This is a genomic window from Modestobacter sp. KNN46-3, from assembly GCF_011039295.1.
Genome location: NZ_JAAKGN010000113.1, coordinates 1 through 16,117, shown reverse-complemented (window position 1 = coordinate 16,117; position 16,117 = coordinate 1). Strand labels below are relative to the sequence as shown.

Annotated in this window: 15 protein-coding genes and 1 tRNA gene; 8 read left to right on the top strand and 8 right to left on the bottom strand. The window is 74.8% G+C overall.

Annotated elements, in window-relative coordinates:
• Positions 1 to 594, top strand: a 594-nt coding sequence (locus tag G5C62_RS19350; RefSeq protein ID WP_346774133.1) for an LLM class flavin-dependent oxidoreductase, incomplete at its 5' end; no start/stop codon positions are given.
• Positions 595 to 633: 39 nt separating this feature from the next.
• Here G5C62_RS19350 and G5C62_RS19345 read toward each other — a convergent pair.
• The 5 genes from G5C62_RS19345 to G5C62_RS19325 form a co-directional block, all read right to left on the bottom strand.
• Complete coding sequence (locus tag G5C62_RS19345; protein ID WP_164702307.1) at positions 634 to 1,218, bottom strand: hypothetical protein; 585 nt, start codon at positions 1,216 to 1,218, stop codon at positions 634 to 636.
• 115 nt (positions 1,219 to 1,333) lie between these two features.
• Positions 1,334 to 2,056, bottom strand: coding sequence for an ATP-binding cassette domain-containing protein (locus G5C62_RS19340; protein WP_206330734.1), 723 nt, complete (start codon positions 2,054 to 2,056; stop codon positions 1,334 to 1,336).
• Positions 2,057 to 2,231: 175 nt separating this feature from the next.
• Positions 2,232 to 3,749: a carboxyl transferase domain-containing protein gene (locus tag G5C62_RS19335; RefSeq protein ID WP_164702305.1), complete on the bottom strand. Its 1,518-nt coding sequence runs from the start codon at positions 3,747 to 3,749 to the stop codon at positions 2,232 to 2,234.
• A complete protein-coding gene (locus G5C62_RS19330; protein ID WP_164702304.1) occupies positions 3,746 to 4,987 on the bottom strand; it encodes a CaiB/BaiF CoA-transferase family protein in 1,242 nt (413 codons plus the stop codon). Before G5C62_RS19330 ends, G5C62_RS19335 begins: the two co-directional genes overlap by 4 nt.
• Positions 4,988 to 5,054: 67 nt before the next feature.
• Positions 5,055 to 5,630 (bottom strand): 5-formyltetrahydrofolate cyclo-ligase, encoded by a 576-nt coding sequence (locus tag G5C62_RS19325; protein ID WP_164702303.1) that lies wholly within the window; start codon positions 5,628 to 5,630, stop codon positions 5,055 to 5,057.
• Positions 5,631 to 5,657: 27 nt separating this feature from the next.
• Here G5C62_RS19325 and G5C62_RS19320 point away from each other — a divergent pair, with 27 nt between their 5' ends.
• The 5 genes from G5C62_RS19320 to G5C62_RS19300 all read left to right on the top strand — a co-directional run bounded on the left by G5C62_RS19320 (position 5,658) and on the right by G5C62_RS19300 (position 9,832).
• The gene (locus G5C62_RS19320; RefSeq protein WP_164702302.1) at positions 5,658 to 6,602 is read left to right on the top strand and encodes a UTP--glucose-1-phosphate uridylyltransferase; all 945 of its coding nucleotides are present in this window, start codon (positions 5,658 to 5,660) and stop codon (positions 6,600 to 6,602) included.
• Between the two features lie 107 nt (positions 6,603 to 6,709).
• Positions 6,710 to 8,197 carry a gephyrin-like molybdotransferase Glp gene (gene glp / locus G5C62_RS19315; RefSeq protein ID WP_206330733.1) on the top strand — a complete coding sequence of 496 codons (1,488 nt, stop codon included), beginning with the start codon at positions 6,710 to 6,712 and terminating at the stop codon, positions 8,195 to 8,197.
• Position 8,198: 1 nt separating this feature from the next.
• Positions 8,199 to 8,816: a GNAT family protein gene (locus G5C62_RS19310; RefSeq protein ID WP_346774134.1), complete on the top strand. Its 618-nt coding sequence runs from the start codon at positions 8,199 to 8,201 to the stop codon at positions 8,814 to 8,816.
• Positions 8,817 to 8,994: 178 nt separating this feature from the next.
• Positions 8,995 to 9,693 (top strand): hypothetical protein, encoded by a 699-nt coding sequence (locus tag G5C62_RS19305; RefSeq protein ID WP_164702301.1) that lies wholly within the window; start codon positions 8,995 to 8,997, stop codon positions 9,691 to 9,693.
• A 65-nt stretch (positions 9,694 to 9,758) separates the two neighbouring features.
• A tRNA-Ala gene (locus G5C62_RS19300) sits at positions 9,759 to 9,832 on the top strand.
• Between the two features lie 56 nt (positions 9,833 to 9,888).
• Here the strand turns inward: G5C62_RS19300 and G5C62_RS19295 are convergent.
• Entirely contained in the window at positions 9,889 to 11,850 is a 1,962-nt protein-coding gene (locus tag G5C62_RS19295; protein ID WP_241176000.1) for a glycosyltransferase family 2 protein, read from the bottom strand.
• A 320-nt stretch (positions 11,851 to 12,170) separates the two neighbouring features.
• On the opposite strand from G5C62_RS19295, the gene G5C62_RS19290 reads away from it, so the two are divergent.
• Positions 12,171 to 13,100, top strand: a complete 930-nt coding sequence (locus G5C62_RS19290; protein ID WP_052091652.1) for a glycoside hydrolase family 26 protein — start codon at positions 12,171 to 12,173, stop codon at positions 13,098 to 13,100.
• 10 nt (positions 13,101 to 13,110) lie between these two features.
• Here G5C62_RS19290 and G5C62_RS19285 read toward each other — a convergent pair whose 3' ends face one another.
• Positions 13,111 to 14,634 (bottom strand): dolichyl-phosphate-mannose--protein mannosyltransferase, encoded by a 1,524-nt coding sequence (locus G5C62_RS19285; RefSeq protein WP_036340992.1) that lies wholly within the window; start codon positions 14,632 to 14,634, stop codon positions 13,111 to 13,113.
• A 54-nt stretch (positions 14,635 to 14,688) separates the two neighbouring features.
• On the opposite strand from G5C62_RS19285, the gene rsmI reads away from it, so the two are divergent.
• Positions 14,689 to 15,528 (top strand): 16S rRNA (cytidine(1402)-2'-O)-methyltransferase, encoded by an 840-nt coding sequence (gene rsmI, locus G5C62_RS19280; RefSeq protein WP_036340995.1) that lies wholly within the window; start codon positions 14,689 to 14,691, stop codon positions 15,526 to 15,528.
• Positions 15,529 to 15,589: 61 nt separating this feature from the next.
• On the opposite strand, the gene G5C62_RS19275 is transcribed toward rsmI, so the two are convergent.
• Positions 15,590 to 16,117: endonuclease domain-containing protein (locus G5C62_RS19275; RefSeq protein ID WP_164702300.1), on the bottom strand; the 528-nt coding region annotated here is incomplete at its 5' end.

Sequence of the window (16,117 nt, the reverse complement as noted above, 5' to 3'; positions counted from 1 at the left end):
CTCTTCGGTGACCAGCGGGTCGAGGGCGGGCTGGCCGAGCGGTTCACCGCCACGCCGGCCGCCGTCTCGGCGCCCCGGGTGGTCCTGCTGGGCTCCAGCAGCTACTCCGCGCAGCTGGCCGGGCAGCTCGGGCTGCCGTTCACCTTCGCCCACCACTTCGGCAGCCCGCACGCCGTCGCCGCGCTGGAGCTCTACCGGGAGTCCTTCCGGCCCTCGGATGCACTGCCCCGGCCGTACGCCGTCGTCACCGCGAGCACACTGGTCGCCGACTCCGACGAGGAGGCCCGCCGGCTGGCGCTGCCCGGTCAGCTGATGCGGCTGTCCATCCGCACCAACCGGCTGCGCCCGGTGCCCAGCCTCGCGGAGGCGGCCACCGACCCGGAGCGGGCCGCCGCCGAGGGGATGCCGAGCAACGCGATCGTCGGCGGCCCGGAGCGGGCGGTCGCCGAGCTGCGGCAGCTGGCCGCCGACACCGGCGTCGACGAGCTGATGGTCACCGCCTCGACCCACGGCGTGGCCGAGCGGGTCCGCAGCCTGGAGCTGCTGGCCGCGGCCTGGGGGCTCACCCCGGCCGGGCAGGCCACCGCGGCCTGAGGCACCGGCTGGGACGCCGCCGCCTCAGGCCGGGCCGGCTCAGGCGGCGCGGAACACCGCGGCCTTCACGCTGGTCAGGCCTGCGCCCAGGGCTCCGCGCACGGTGGAGCTCGTCCGCTGCTGCTCGCCCTGCTGAGCGGCCAGCACGATGAGCACGCCGGTCAGCGCGGGGTTGACCCACTGCAGCGGCTTCTGCCCCTTCTGCGCGGCGGCGACGTCCGACGGTGTGTTGGGCGCCGGGTCGGTCGCGGTCTCGCTCGGTACCGGTGACTTGGCCCCGATCTTGGCGCCCAGGGCGCCGCTGGCGATCGACGTCCCGATCGCGGCGACGGTCAGCGCGCTTTTGACCACGGTGCTCGCCATCGCTCCCGGGCCGGTGGCCACCCGGCCACGGTCGGCGCGCAGCATGCCCACCGAGCCGATCAGGTGCGCGGCGATCGCGGCACCCTGCACCGGCGCCCAGGCCGCCCAGCCGATGGAGGACAGCCGCGTCCGCTCGGTGCTGTCGCGGGCGGCGGCCGCGGCCTTGTTCAGGCCGACGGCGCCCATCAGGTTGCCGCCGAACCAGGCGGCCAGGCCGATGTCGTGCATGGAGCGGAGGACGGTGTGCTGGTCGTTCGACATGGGGTCTCCTCGTGTGCCCGGCCAGTGGCCGAGGCGGGGAGCCGGAAGGTCTGACCGGCTCCTGGACAGCCGTGCCCGCTGCGGAGGTCGGCAACCCCGTCGTCGGCGACCGAGTTCACCGCAGGTGGCGGAGGTAGGCAGCCGGGTCGGTGAGGAACTGACGCCAGTCGACGGTGAGCTCCAGCTCGTCCCACTGCGCGGGCCGCATCCCCCAGTCGCCGACCTCCACCAGCTGGGCTCCCGGCAGTGCCGCGACGACGGGGGAGTGGGTGGCGACGACGACCTGCGCGCCGGACGCCACCAGGTCCAGCAGCACGGTGACCAGCGCCAGGCTGCCGCCGAAGGAGAGCGCCGCGTCGGGTTCGTCGAGCAGGTAGGTGCCGCCCCTGCGGCCGGCCCGCCGGGTGAGGACCTCGAGGAACGCCTCCCCGTGGGAGAGCTCGTGGTAGTTCGGGTCCGGGCCGCGCAGCTCCTCCAGGTGGCTGTACAGACCGTGCAGCGTCTCGTCACGGAGGAAACAGCCCCACCGGGACGCGCCGGGGCTGCGTTCGACGACCAGCCCGAGCGACTCCGGCTCGCTGGGCCGGGTGCTGAACCGCGTGTTCACGGTGCCGCCTTCCGGGTTGAGGCCCAGGGTGACGGCGAGCAGCTCCATCGCCGTCGACTTGCCCGACCCGTTCTCACCGACCAGCACCAGCGCGCCGTGCGGCAGCTCCAAGCCGGTGTCGAGCAGCTGGGCGACCGCCGGCACGGTCAGCGGCCACCGCGCACGCTCCTCGCCGGTCGGGGCGGGCCGGCCGGGATCGGGTCGGAAGCGGCGGATCGGTCGGCTGTCCACGCCGATCATCCTGGCGGGCGGGTACGATGGTCAGGACGACGTCCCCCGGCTCCTCGGGCAGTCCCCCTGCACCAACAGCTGTCCCCCCGCGCCAACGCTGGTGCGGGGGGACAGCCGGTGATCAGGTGACCTGATCACCGCTGCGGACGGGGGACGCCGCGGACGGGGCACGGCGTCAGTGGCCCAGGTGCCGCCAGCGCCGGGTGCGGGAGCGCATCCGCTCGACGTCGTCCCGGCCGAGCAGCCCGGCCAGCTCCTCGGCCAGCACCCGGCCCAGTCGCTGGCAGAACTCCACCGGCTCGTCCGCGGCGTCGGGCCGCTCCGGCACCACCCGGTCGACGATCCCGGCCCGCCACAGGTCGGTGGCCCGCACGCCCTGCGAGGCGGCGAGCTCGTCGGCCCGGTCGACGGTGCGGTGCACGATCGCCGACGCGCCCTCCGGGGGCAGCGGGCCCAGCCAGCCGTTGGCCGCGGCCAGCACCCGATCGGCCGGCACGAGGGCCAGCGCGCCGCCGCCGGTGCCCTGGCCGAGCAGCACGGCGAGGGTCGGCGCCTTCAGCACCACCATGTCCTGCAGGCAGCGGGCGATCTCCCCGGCCAGCCCGCCCTCCTCGGCGTCGACCGACAGGGCCGCGCCCGGGGTGTCGATCAGCGTGAGCAGCGGCAACCGCAGCTCCGCGGCCAGCCGCATGCCGCGCCGGGCCTCGCGCAGCGCACCCGGGCCCAGCGGCGCCGACAGCGACTGCCCACGCCGGTCCTGGCCCAGCACGACGCAGGGCGCACCGCCGAAGCGGGCCAGCGCCAGCAGCAGCCCCGGGTCGGACTCGCCGGCGCCGGTGCCGTTGAGGGTGACGACGTCGGTCGCCGCCGTCCGCAGCAGCTGGCGGGCCCCCGGGCGCGACGTCCGCCGGGACGCGGTGACCACGTCCCAGGCGCTGCGGCCGTCCTCCGGGTCGTCGGCCTGCGTGCCGTCACCCTCGACCGGGCCCTCGACCGAGGCGGCACGGTGCCAGGTCTCCCGGGCGGCCAGCACCCGCAGTGCCCGGTCGGCGACGTCGGCCAGCTCGTCGACCGGGACGACGCCGTCGATGAGCCCGCGCGAGGCCATGTTCTCCGCCGTCTGCACCCCCGGCGGGAAGGGCTCCCCGTACAGCGCCTCGTACACCCGGGGGCCGAGGAAGCCGATCGAGGCGCCCGGCTCGGCGATCGTCACGTGCCCCAGCGAGCCCCAGGAGGCCAGCACCCCGCCGAACGTCGGGCCGCGCAGGTACACCAGGTAGGGCAGCCCGGCCTCCTTGTGCCGGGCGATCGCCGCGGTGATCCCGATCATCTGCAGGAAGGCGACGGTGCCCTCCTGCATCCGGGTCCCCCCGGAGACCGGCGCGGCCAGCAGCGGCAGCCCCTCGTCGGTGGCCCGCTCCACCGCCGCCATCAGCCGCTCCGCGGTGGCGATGCCGATCGACCCGGCGAGGAAGCCGAACTCCCCGGCCACGACGGCGACCCGCCGGCCGCGCAGCGTGCCCTCGCCGGTGACGACCGCCTCGTCCTGGCCGCTCTTCTCGGCCGCGCGGGCCAGCTCTGCGGCGTAGGCGTCCTCGACCTCGCGCGGGGGCACGCTGGAGTCCCAGGACCGCCAGGACCCCGGGTCGAGCACGATGTCCCGCAGCGCCCGGGCGTCCAGCCGGGAGCTCACGTGGCGTGCCCGTCCTCGACGTCGGCGCCCTCGCCGTCGGGCTGCGGCACGCCCTCGGTCGGCCCGGACAGCCACCTCCGGATCGCCTCCCCGTCGGCGCCCAGCACCGGCGGCGGGGTGTGGTCGCGACGGGTCGTCTCGGTCTCGCCGTCGGTGCCGGGGGCGAAGAAGCGCAGCGGCGGGCCGGGCAGGGTGAGCGGCCCGGCGGTCGGGTGGTCGACGGAGATCGCCAGCCCCTGGGAGAGGGTCTGCTCCCACGCGTAGACCTCGTCCAGGGTGCGCACCTTGCCGGCCGGCACGCCGGCCGCGGCCAACCGGGCCAGCAGCTCCTCGGCCGGGATCTCGGCGAAGGCGGTCTCCAGCAGCTCGATCACCCGGTCGCGGTTGCCCACCCGCTCGCCGTTGGTGGCCAGGCCCTCGGCGTCGGGGTCGAAGCCGAACTCGGTGCACAGCCGGCGCCACAGGCCCTCGCTGCCGCAGGAGAGCTGCACGCTCCCGCCCGCGCAGCGGAACAGGCCGTAGGGGGCGATCGAGGGGTGGTGGTTGCCCTGCCCGCGGTTGACCTGGCCGGCGACGGTGTACGCCGTCCCCTGGAAGGCGTGCACGCCGACGACGGCGGCCAGCAACGAGGTGCGCACCACCTGACCGCGGCCGGTGTGCTCGCGCTCGAACAGGGCCGCCAGCACCCCGTAGGCGCCGTACATGCCGGCCAGCAGGTCACCGATCGGGACGCCGACCTTCTGCGGGTCCTCCGGGCCGGAGCCGGTGAGCGACATCAGCCCGGCCTCGCCCTGGGCGATCTGGTCGTAGCCGGCGCGCTGGCCCTCAGGGCCGTCGTGGCCGAAGCCGCTGATCGACAGCTGCACCAGCCGGGGGTTGAGCTCGGCGAGCACGTCGGTGCCGAAGCCGAGGCGGGCCAGCGTGCCGGGCCGGAAGTTCTCCAGCAGCACGTCGGCGCGGCGCACCAGCTCGGTCAGGACCTCCTTGTCCGCGTTGTCCTTGAGGTCGAGGGTGATCGACTCCTTGTTGCGGTTGGCGGAGAAGAAGTACGTCGACTCCCGGCCGGCGCCCTCGGGCTGGACGAACGGCGGGCCCCAGCCGCGGCTGTCGTCACCGCTGCCCGGGCTCTCCACCTTGATCACCCGGGCGCCGAGGTCGCCGAGCATCATCCCGGCGTGCGGTCCGGCCAGGGCGCGGGTCAGGTCGACGACGAGGACGCCGTCCAGGGGGCCACTCACGAGGGTGGGGTCCTTCCAACGAGACGACGGAGACGTCGGTCACCCTCTCACCGGTCCGCCGCGCGCGTCAGTCGAGCTGCCACCAGCCGGCAGACGGGGTGACGACGGCGGTCACCCGGCGGTCGTGCGGACCGGCCGGCAGCTCGGCCACCAGCTCCTCGTCGAACACCAGCGCCACCACCGTCGCGCCGGGGCGGGCGTGCGCCAGCGCACGGTCGTAGAAGCCGCCGCCGCGACCCAGCCGCATGCCGTCGGCGGCCACGGCCAGCGCCGGGACGACGACCACGTCGGCCGCGGCCAGCGCACCGGGCGGCAGGCGGGGGCCGGTCGGCTCGAGCAGCCCGAAGCGGCCGGGAGCCAGCCGGCCGTCGTGCTCGGCCCAGGTGAGCTCCTGCCCGCGCGCCGGCACCACCGGGAGCAGCAGCCGGCCGGGCAGTGCGTCGGGCAGCCGGCCGGCGCCGGGCTCCTCGGCGGCGGGCACGTACGCGGCGACCACGGAGCTCCCGCCGAGCCGCTCGGCGAGCGCCTCGGCGAGCGCCTCGGCCGCCGCGGTACGGGCTGCCGGCGACCGGGCTGCCCGTCCGGCCAGCAGGGACTCCCGCAGCGCGGCCTTCGCGCTCACCACCTCGGGGGAGTCCGCCATGGCGGCAGGCTAGCTACGCTGCCCGGCATGTCGAGTGAGTCCGCCCCGAGCCCGCGCCCGGCCACGAAGTCCGTCATCCCGGTCGCCGGGATGGGAACCCGCTTCCTCCCGGCCACCAAGGCCGTCCCCAAGGAGCTGCTGCCGGTGGTCGACCGGCCGGCCCTGCAGTACATCGTCGAGGAGGCCGCCCGGGCCGGCGTCGGCGAGGTGCTCATGGTGACCGGGCGCAACAAGGGCAGCATCGAGGACTACTTCGACCGGACGCCGGAGCTGGAGACCGCCCTGGAGGCCAAGGGCGACCAGAGCCGGCTCGACGCGGTGCACGAGTCCACCGACGTCGCGCAGGTCTTCTTCGTGCGCCAGGGCGAGGCGAAGGGCCTGGGCCACGCCGTCCTGCAGGCCGCCCCCTTCGTCGGCGACGAGCCGTTCGCGGTGCTGCTCGGCGACGACATCATCGACGCCCGCGACCACCTGCTCGAGCAGATGCTCGCCGTGCAGGCCGAGCACGGCGGCGCGGTCATCGCGCTGCTGGACGTGGGGGCCGACAACATCTCCAAGTACGGCGCCGTCGCCGTCGAGGACGCCCACGTCTCCGGGGACGCCGCCGGCGACCAGGTCTTCCGGGTCACCGGCATGGTGGAGAAGCCCCCGGCCGACGAGGCGCCCAGCACGCTGGCGATCATCGGCCGCTACGTGCTGCCCCCGGAGGTCTTCCCGGCGATCCGGGACACCCCGCCCGGCCGCGGCGGGGAGATCCAGCTGACCGACGCGCTGCTCAAGCTGGTCGAGGACGGCATGCCCGTGCACGGCGTGGTCTTCTCCGGCCGTCGGTACGACACCGGCGACAAGCTCGACTACCTCAAGGCGGTCGTCCAGCTGGCGGTCGAGCGCGACGACCTGGGTCCGTCCTTCGGCCCGTGGCTGCGGAACTTCGTCGCGGACCTCCCCGCCGAGGGCGCGTCGCCCGCCTGAGCGGCCCCTCCAGAGGGCACCATCGGGCCCAGGTCCGTCATCGGCGCCGTGACCGGTCGATCCGGGCGCGGGGCTGGCCCGATGACGGAGGGACGACGGTGGTGGGGATGAGCGACGACAGCACACGCGGGTGGATCTCCGGCGGAGGCCGGGACACGACCCAGCTGGACCTGACGAGCGGCGGGCTGGTCCCGTCGCCACGGGACAACCGGTCGGTCTCCGGCCCGGCGCCGGTGGTCACCCACGACACCGTGCAGGTCGACCGGTCGGTGTTCTCCTCCGACCGGGTGCCCTCGCCGGCGATCGCCACCGGCGACCGGTCACCGGACCCGATGGCCGACACCGGCTCGGTCGACGTGTCCGGGGTCCGGCTGCGCCCCGTCGAGCACCACCTGGACGAGATCCTCGGCGCCGTCCCCCAGCCCGACCCGATCGAGCTCGCGGTGCTCGACGCCCAGGGGCTGCTCTGCGCCGAGCTGGTCACCAGCCAGCGCTCGCTGCCCGCCTTCGACCAGGCCGGGCTCGACGGGTACGCCGTCCGCGCGGCCGACATCGCCACCGCGACCGTCGAGCAGCCCGTCGACCTCGCTGTGGTCGGTGAGACCACCGCCGGCGACGGGGAGCCGACCTCGATCAGCGCCGGCCTCGCACAGAAGGTCGCCGTCGGCGCGATGCTGCCGGCCGGTGCCGACGTCGTCGTCCCGGCCGCCTGGACCGACCAGGGCGCCGCCCGGGTCCAGGTCTTCGCCGCGCTCGCGCCGGGCAGCTACGTCCGCCGGGTCGGGGACGACGTCGCCACCGGTGACACCGCGGTGGAGATCGGCACCCCCATCGGGCCGGCCCAGATCAGCCTGCTGGCCGCCGTCGGGCGCGAGCGGGTCGCGGTGCGGCCGCGCCCGCGGATCACCGTGCTGTGTGCCGGGGACGAGCTCGTCGACGTCGGCGCGGTCGCCGGCCCCGGCCAGCAGGTCGACGTGAACAGCTATGCGCTGGCCGCCGCGGCGCGGGACGCCGGCGCCGCGGCCTACCGGGCGGGGATCATGCCCAACGACCGGCGGCGGATGGTCGAGCTGCTGGAGGGTCAGATGCTCCGCAGCGACATCGTCCTGGTCGCCGGCACCTTCGCCAACGGCGGTCACGACCTGCTCCAGGAGGCGCTGGACGAACTCGGTGGGGTCACCTTCACCCAGGTGGCCATGCACCCCGGCCCGGTGCACGCCTTCGGCAAGCTCGGGCCCGACGCGGTCCCGGTGATCTGCGTGCCCGGTGAGCCGGTCGCCGCCCTGGTCGCCTTCGAGGTCTTCGTCCGCCCGGCGATCCGGTTGATGCTCGGCAAGCGCCAGCTGTTCCGGCGCACCGTGCAGGCCGTCTCCGCCCAGCAGCTGCTCTCGCCGCTGGGGTACCGGCAGTACCTGCACGGCCAGGTCATGCGCCACCCCGACGGCGGTTACGTCGTCGAGCCGATCGGGGACGGCGACCAGGCCATGCTCGCCCGGATGGCCCGCGCCAACTGCCTGATCGTGGTGGACGAGGACGTCACCGAGGTGTCCGCCGGGGGACTCGTGACCGTCATGCCGATGCTGCTCGGGGGCTGATCTGGACCCGACCCTGCACCCGGGCTGGCCGGCACGGCTGGCCTGGGGGCCGGTCGAGCTGCACCCGCTGCGCCGCGACGACGCCCGCGAGTGGGCCCGGCTGCGCACCGCGAACGAGGCGTGGTTGCTGCCCTGGGAGCCCTCCACCGGGTTGACCTGGTCCCAGCGGCACACCCCGGCGGCCTACCGGGCGATGCGCCGGGCGGCGTCCCGGCGTGCCCGGGTCGGGACGTCGCTGCCCTTCGCCGTGCGGTACGAGGGGCGGCTGGCCGGTCAGGTGACCGTCGACAACGTCGTCCGGGGGGCGCTGCGCTCCGGGAGCCTGGGCTACTGGGTCGACCAGGCCGTGGCCGGGCGGGGCGTGGCCTCGCTGGCGGTGGCGCTGGTCTGTGACCACGCCTTCGGGCCGGTGGGGCTGCACCGGCTGCAGGCCGACATCCGGCCGGAGAACGGGCCGAGCCGGCGACTGGTCGAGCGGCTGGGCTTCCGGCAGGAGGGGCTGTTCCGCGACTACCTGGACATCGACGGGGCCTGGCGGGACCACCTCGGCTACGCCCTGCTGGCCGGGGAGAACCCCCGGGGTGTACTGGCCCGGTGGCGCGCCCGCGCACCTCGCTGAGCGGCCGGGCGGGAACGCCGACACGCCGGTTGCGCCGGCGACGCGCCGACACACCGGGAGACGTCCCGGGTATCGGCAGTCCGCGGCCTTACCTTGACTCCCGAGTGACGGATGTGACTCGTGTGGCCCCAGGGATGGGGTCGTTCCGCTGGGCCAGGGATGGATCGGGGTGTTCGAGATGGGATCGGGCGTACTGCTGGCCGCTCTCGTCGTGCTGTGGTTCGTGGTCCTGGTGCCGATGGTGGTCACCCGGGGCGACACGCACACGGTGAACGGTGCAGCCAACTCAGGACGGACCCTGCAACGACGGCGGCCCGTGGACCCGGTGGTCCACGCCGAGACCGAGCGGGTGAGCATCGACCGGGCACAGCTGCGCAGCAGCGGTGAGCTCCAGGTCGACGTGCACGCCCGGCGTCGTCGCACGCTGGCCGGGCTCGTCGGCCTCGCCGTGCTGGCGCTGATCGGTGCGCTGGCCTACCGGTCGTGGCTGTGGGCACCGCAGGTGCTGCTGGACCTCGCCGTCGTCGGCTACCTGATGGTGACCGCGGCCGCGGCCAAGCGGGAGCGGCGGACCGCCGCCCGCCGTGCGGCCCGGGCCGCCCAGCGACCGCCGCGCGCCCGCCCCGTGCAGCAGCGTCCGGCGGCTGCCCGCCCGGAGCCGACGCCCGCACCGGCCACGGTGGCGGCCGAGGCCGGTCAGGTGCACCCCAGCCTGCCGCTGGCTCCCGTGCACCCGCTGCGCCCCGGACGGGTGGTCGCGGCTCGCACCCCGGCCCCGGCCGGCTGGCAGCAGAGCGCCGTGGTCGGGCTGGACGACGAGGACATCGGCTTCGCCGACATCGACGTCTACGCCCCGAAGCGCGTCGTCAACGGCTGAGGGAGGACCTCCGGCGCTGCCCCCGTGCAGCGCCGGAGGAACCGGACGGTAAGCTCTCCGTCCGAGGGGCTGTGGCGCAGTCCGGTAGCGCACCTCGTTCGCATCGAGGGGGTCAGGGGTTCAATTCCCCTCAGCTCCACCCCGGTCAGGCCGGGCCCACCAGGGCCCGGCCTGACGTGTTTCCGGGCGCCCGGATCAGGACTGGGCCATCGCGGTCGCCGGTGCACCCCGGGTGGGCCGCAGCTGCGCGGCGGCGCTCGCCCGCTGCGAGGTGCTGATGTACCCCTCGGCGACCGCCAGGTCCCCGAGCCGCAGCCAACCGGCCTCGCGGGTGGCCTGCAGGTCCAGCAGCTCACGCAGCTGCGCCGGGGTCAGGGCGCCCTGGGCGACCAGCGCATCGCCCAGCCGCCGGTTGCCCAGGACCGGCCGCAGCCGGGCGAGCTGCACGGGCAGGGCCTCCGCCACCCGGTTGACCGACACCAACAGCACCGGGGTGAAGCACACCACCGCGGTCAGCCCGGCCCACACGTACAGCGCCGGGTACTCGTGCTCCAGCAGCTGGCCGGTGAGCATCGCGGACACGGCGATCCCCAGCCACAACAGGTGCGGGCGGAAGGTGCGCCAGGTGTCCCCGGTCGCGGCGCTGCCCTTCGCGGTGACCACGTAGGCCAGTGGGCGACCGGCGAGTTGGGCGGCAGCAGCCGCCACGTACACCGGGGCGGTGAAGAGGTCCAGCAGCATGCCGGTGACGCCCCACGAGCGCCGCTCGTGCTCCACCAGGTTGAACCGGCGCAGGCAGGTCGCGAAGACCAGCCCGGCGATCAGGTTGGCGGCGAACAGCGCACCCCACTGGCCCAGCGGCAGGTCGGTCACGGCCACCCCGCCGACCAGGTACAGAACCGAGAGCGAGATCCCGCCGACCCAGGCGATGGCCGTCGTCGGGTAGTGCGTCTGCAGGGCGAAGAAGGACAGCCGCTGCTGCCGGGTGCGCATCTGCGGGAAGAGTCGCCCGGAGTGCTGCCGGGCGATCTGCCAGATGCCGTACGCCCAGCGCTTCTGCTGGCTGAAGAAGTCCGACCAGGTGGCCGGGCCCTCGCCCACGGCGATCACGTCCGGCGTGTAGACGCCCTTCCAGTCCCGGCCCGTCGCCTCGTTGACCGCGGTGTAGACCACCATCGAGGTCAGGTGGTCCTCGATGATGCAGTCCTGGTAGCCGCCGATCTGGGCGAACGCGGCCGGCCGGTACAGGTGGTTGGTGCCGATCAGCAGAGGCGCGTCGTGCCCGTTGCCGCCACGCTGGATGATCCCGTGGAAGAGGTAGGCGAGCTCGGCCGAGCCGCGGGCCACGAAGGACTCGGTCAGGTTGCCGTACACCTGGGGCGCCACCACGAAGGCGACGTCGGGGTCGGCGAAGTAGCCGAGGGTGCGCTCGAGGAAGTTCGGGAACGGGATGTGGTCGGGGTCCATCTGGGCCACGACGTCGTAGTCCTGCTCGTTGCCGGCTCGCCAGCTGTTGTGGTTGCCGTGCTTGGTGCGGGCCCGGAAGGGCCCGCTGGCCTGGTTCCACTCCGGCACGCCCTTGCGGCTGAAGTGCCGGACGCCCAGCTCCGCGCAGCGCCGCCGCACCTCCGGGTCGTCGCCCTCGTCCAGCAGCCAGACGTCCAGCTGTCCGTCGTGCCGGATCCGGGTCATCGCCCGCAGGGTCGCCATCACCAGTTCCAGCGGCTCCTTGCCGGGCACGATCGTGGTCAGCACGGCCACCCGCAGGCCGGGCTCCGGTCGCATGGCCACGGGGTCCTTCGCCCGGCCGGCGTGGTACATGACCGTCCAGGTGCGCAGCCCGGCGATCAGCTGCAGCAGGATCATCGTCAGCAGCCCGGCGACGGCCAGGGTGTTGACGACCGGATCCGCGCGCAGCACCGGGAGGTTCGCCGGCAGCAGCAGGTACCCGGCCATCCCCACGGACAGGACCACGTGTCCCCAGCCGAGTGCCAGCACCCCTCGTCGCTGGGCAGGGGTCAGGACGTCCCGGTACCGCACGCGGTCCGTCCGCGGCTGCAGCGGGCCCGTCACCTCGGTCGCGGTACGGCCGTACAGGCGCCCGGTCTCCCGGCGCTCGGGTCGGACGGCGGGAGCAGTCCCGTTCACCTCGGTCACCTGGGCAGCGTCTGTCCCGGCACGACCCGTGGCGATGGGTGGCCACCCTTCCGGGGTGCGCCTGCCCGCGAGCAGGTCGGTGACGTCCCCCCGACGAGGGAGCGTCGCTGACCGCACGGGCCCCTGACCTCCATCGTGGGTGTGTGGACGTCTCCCCAGCCCCCCGGGTCCTCCCCGTCCGGGCAGGCCGGCACGTCCTGGTGGTCGGCACGGCCGTTGCCGTCGCGGCGCTGGTGGCGTACCTAGTGGTCATGGCCCCCGCCGCGCGACCCGCCCAGCCCGCCACGGCACTCCCCGGGCCGACGTCGTCGCCGTCTTCGGTGTCCCCGGGTCCGACCCCACCGGCCGGCGTCCCGGAGGCGTCACGGACCCCCACGCTCGGCATCTCGGCCGCGTCGATCCAGGAGCTGGACGCCTTCATCGCGGCCACCGGCACACATCCGGAGCTGTTCGACGTCTTCGAGCACTGGTCGGCGGACCGCCCGTTGGACCCGCACCTGGCCGACGCCGTGGCCTCCCGGGGCGCTCGGCTGTCGGTGACCTGGGAGCCCTGGGACCCCACCGGCCCCCGCACCGCCCAGCCCCGCTACAGCCTCGCCGCGATCGCGGCGGGCGACCACGACGACTACATCGACCGCTACGCAGCCTCCGTGCGGGAACACGGGCGGGCGCTGACGATCCGGCTCATGCACGAGATGAACGGCAACTGGTACCCGTGGGGTAGCGGGGTCAACGGCAACCGGGACGGCGACTACGTCCGGGCCTGGCGGCACGTCCAGGGCCGTTTCGCCGCCCTCGGCGTGGACAACGTGGAGTGGCTCTGGGCGCCCAACGCCGTCTACACCGGTGGCGCTCCGCTGGGCCCGCTCTTCCCCGGGGACGACGCCGTCGACGCGGTGGGGCTCAGCAACTACAACTGGGGCGCCCGGACGCACGACGGGCACCGCACCGAGTGGACCGACTTCGGTTCGCTGTTCGACGAGAGCATCGCCGAGGTGCGCGCGCTCACCGGCCGGCCCGTGTGGGTCGCCGAGGTCGGCAGCTCCGGCTCCGGCGGCAGCAAGGCGGCCTGGATCACCGAGATGATGGCCGCCGTCCAGCAGCGGCCGGACGTCACCGGCCTGGTCTGGTTCGACCACGTCGACACCCGTGCCGACGTCGACTGGCGGATCGAGACCGAGCCGGACGCCGCAGCCGCCTGGGGAGCCGGGGCGCGGTCGCGGATGTCGGCCGCCGACCCGACCGGCTGACGTCCAGCGGTCAGAACCAGGAAGGGAGCCACATCCGCTGCAGCCACTCCGCGTGCGACAGCGGCTGGCCGGTGAGTACCGGGTGGAAGAAGGCGAACGTCACCACGACCACCGCGACGTACAGGCAGACGACGGCCAGCCCCACCTGGCGGCGCAGCGCGGAGGCGGCTGGTGGGCCCAGCACGTCCTGCAGCACGAGCACGACGGCCAGCACGAAGAACGGCAGGGCCGGGGCCATGTAGAAGATGAACATCGTCCGGTCCAGGTTGATGAACCAGGTGCCCCAGCCCGCGGCGATGCCGGTCGCGGCGACCACGGCCGCCGGGTCGTGGCGGGCGACGATCCGCCACCCGAGCCACAGCAGCGCCGGGGTGAAGAGCCACCACAGCGTCGGCGTGCCCAGCATGAGCATGTACCGGACGACCTGGTCACCCGCGGCGTCGGTGAGCCCCTGCGGGTTCCACAGCAAGATCGGCCGACCGTCGACCAGCCAGGACCACGGGCTGGACTCCCACGGGTGCGGGCTCGACAGCCCGCTGTGGAAGCCCAGCCACTCGCCGTGCATGTGCCACAGCGAGCGCAGCGCGTCCGGCACGAAGCCGAACGAGGTGTCCGGGTTCTCCGCGGCCCAGTGCCGGCCCTGTGCGTTCTCCCCGCGGAACCAGCCGGCGAAGGAGGCCAGGTAGGTCAGCACCGGGACGACGGCGAGCGCCCAGGTCGCCCCGGGCAGACCTCGGCGCAGCGCCGTCCGGGTGGGCCGGGGGACCCCCGCCTCGCGCCAGGCGGCCCGGTCCCAGAACAGCGAGAGCACCGCGAAGAACGCCAGGAACCAGACCCCGCTCCACTTCACCGCACAGGCGCAGCCGAACAGCACCCCGGCGGCGATCCGCCAGCCCCGCGGGCCGAGCCGGAACCCGGCCGCGGTCACCCGGTCGGCGCCGTCCCGGACCCGTTGCCGCACCTGGTCCCGGTCGACCACCAGGCAGGCGACCGCGCTCACGACGAAGACCTGCAGGAAGACGTCCAGCAGCCCGATCCGGCCGAGGGTGAAGGAGAAGCCGTCGACGGCCAGGAGCAGGCCGGCGAGCAGGCCCAGCAGCGTCGAGCCGGTCAGCCGGCGCGCGAGCCGGGTGAGGACGACGACCGCCACCGTCCCGGCCACCGCGCTGGGCACCCGCCAGCCCAGCGGCCCGTACCCGAACAGTTGCTCGCCCGCCGCGATCAGCCACTTGCCCAGCGGCGGGTGGACGATGAACGTGTAGCCGCGGTTGTACTCGTAGCCGAGCTCCAGCATCTCGGCGCCCTCGGGCGGGTAGTACGCCTCGTCGAACACGAGCTCGGTCGGGTAGCCGATGTCCCAGAGCCGGGCCACCAGGGTCACCAGCCCGAGCACGGCGGTGAGCACCGCGGCCAGCACCCGGTCGGTCGGCAGCGGCGGGGTGCCCTGCCGGCGGGGCCGGGGGAGCGGCGGGAAACGGCGGGAAGCGGGTGCCCCGGGAGCTGACTCCGTGCGTTCCGGGACCAGCACCGCCATGCCGGCCAGGGTATGTGGCCGAGCTGGGCGAGCCGGCGTGACAGGCTCGGCCGCATGACCGGACGACTCGTGCTGGGCGGGGCACCGCTGGGACAGCCCGGCGACGTCGGCCCGCGGCTGCGGCAGGCGATGGCCGACGCCGACGTCCTGGCGGTCGAGGACACCCGGCGGCTGCACCGGCTGGCCAAGGACCTCGAGGTGACCCTCACCGGCAAGGTGGTCACCTTCCACGAGACCGTGGAACGGTCGCGGCTGCCCGGGCTGGTGGCGGCGATGACCGAGGGCCGCACCGTGCTGCTGATCACCGACGCGGGCATGCCGTCGGTCTCCGACCCCGGGTACACGCTGGTGCGGGCGGCGATCGAGGCGGGCATCGAGGTGACGTCGGTGCCCGGACCGTCGGCCGTCGTCACGGCGCTGGCCGTCTCCGGGCTGCCCTGCGACCGCTTCACCTTCGAGGGCTTCCTTCCGCGCAAGGGCGGGGAGCGGCGGTCGGCGCTGGCGGCGCTGGCCGCCGAGCCGCGCACGATGGTGTTCTACGAGTCGCCGCACCGGCTGGCCGACGCCCTCACCGACGCGGCCGGGGCGCTCGGCGCCGACCGGCCCGCCGCGGTCTGCCGGGAGCTGACCAAGACCCACGAGGAGGTCCGCCGCGGGTCGCTGGCCTCGCTGGCCGAGTGGGCCGCCGAGGGCGTGCGCGGCGAGATCACCCTGGTGGTCGCCGGCGCGGTCGCCGGCCCGGCCACCCTGACGCCGGCGGAACTGGCCGCCGAGGTCGCTGCGGAGGAGGCCGCCGGCGCCGACCGCAAGGAGGCGATCCGCACCGTGATGACCCGCACCGGCCTGCCGAGACGAGACGTCTACAACGCAGTCCTGTCCGCCAAACGCCCCTGACCTTCACACCGTTGGTCGCGGTTGTGCACCGGATGTCGGTCGTGGGTCCACCGACCGGCAGTCAGCGCACAACGCCGAGCGCGGCGGCGATCCGTGCGACCAGTCGTTCCGGCTGGTGAAGGTCGGCCGCCGTCACGAAGAGCACGCGCCAGCCGGCCGCCGTCAGCCGGTTGAGCCGTTGCCGGTCGCGGGCGAACTGGCCGGGCTCCGCGTGCCAGGGCCCGTCGTACTCCAGCGCCACCTGCTGCTCTGGCCAGCCGAAGTCCACCCGGGCGACGACGCGGCCGCCGTCCAGCACGCGGAACTGGGCGACCGGTGCCGGGAGACCGCTGTCACCGATCAGCAGGCGCAACCGGGACTCCTGCGGGGACTCGGCGAGTCCGTCGGCCAGTGCCACGGCACGGCGGGCGCGCCGACTGCCCGGTCCGAGGGCGGTGCCGGCCAGCCAGCGCACCTCCTCGAGGTCGGCGCCGGCGAGCACCACCAGCTGATCGACGGCGGCCACGGCCTCGACCAGGGGCAACGCCGAGGCCAGCCGCACCGCGGTCGCCTCGGGTGTCGTCAGGTGCACGCCCCGGTGCCGGACAAC

Bases quoted from the DNA above. Each gene is read 5' to 3' on its own strand.
- G5C62_RS19320 (WP_164702302.1), top strand. From the start codon at position 5,658: ATGTCGAGTGAGTCCGCCCCGAGCCCGCGCCCGGCCACGAAGTCCGTC.
- G5C62_RS19345 (WP_164702307.1), bottom strand. From the start codon at position 1,218: ATGTCGAACGACCAGCACACCGTCCTCCGCTCCATGCACGACATCGGC.
- G5C62_RS19325 (WP_164702303.1), bottom strand. From the start codon at position 5,630: ATGGCGGACTCCCCCGAGGTGGTGAGCGCGAAGGCCGCGCTGCGGGAG.
- G5C62_RS19305 (WP_164702301.1), top strand. From the start codon at position 8,995: ATGGGATCGGGCGTACTGCTGGCCGCTCTCGTCGTGCTGTGGTTCGTG.
- G5C62_RS19285 (WP_036340992.1), bottom strand. From the start codon at position 14,634: ATGGCGGTGCTGGTCCCGGAACGCACGGAGTCAGCTCCCGGGGCACCC.
- glp (WP_206330733.1), top strand. From the start codon at position 6,710: ATGAGCGACGACAGCACACGCGGGTGGATCTCCGGCGGAGGCCGGGAC.
- rsmI (WP_036340995.1), top strand. From the start codon at position 14,689: ATGACCGGACGACTCGTGCTGGGCGGGGCACCGCTGGGACAGCCCGGC.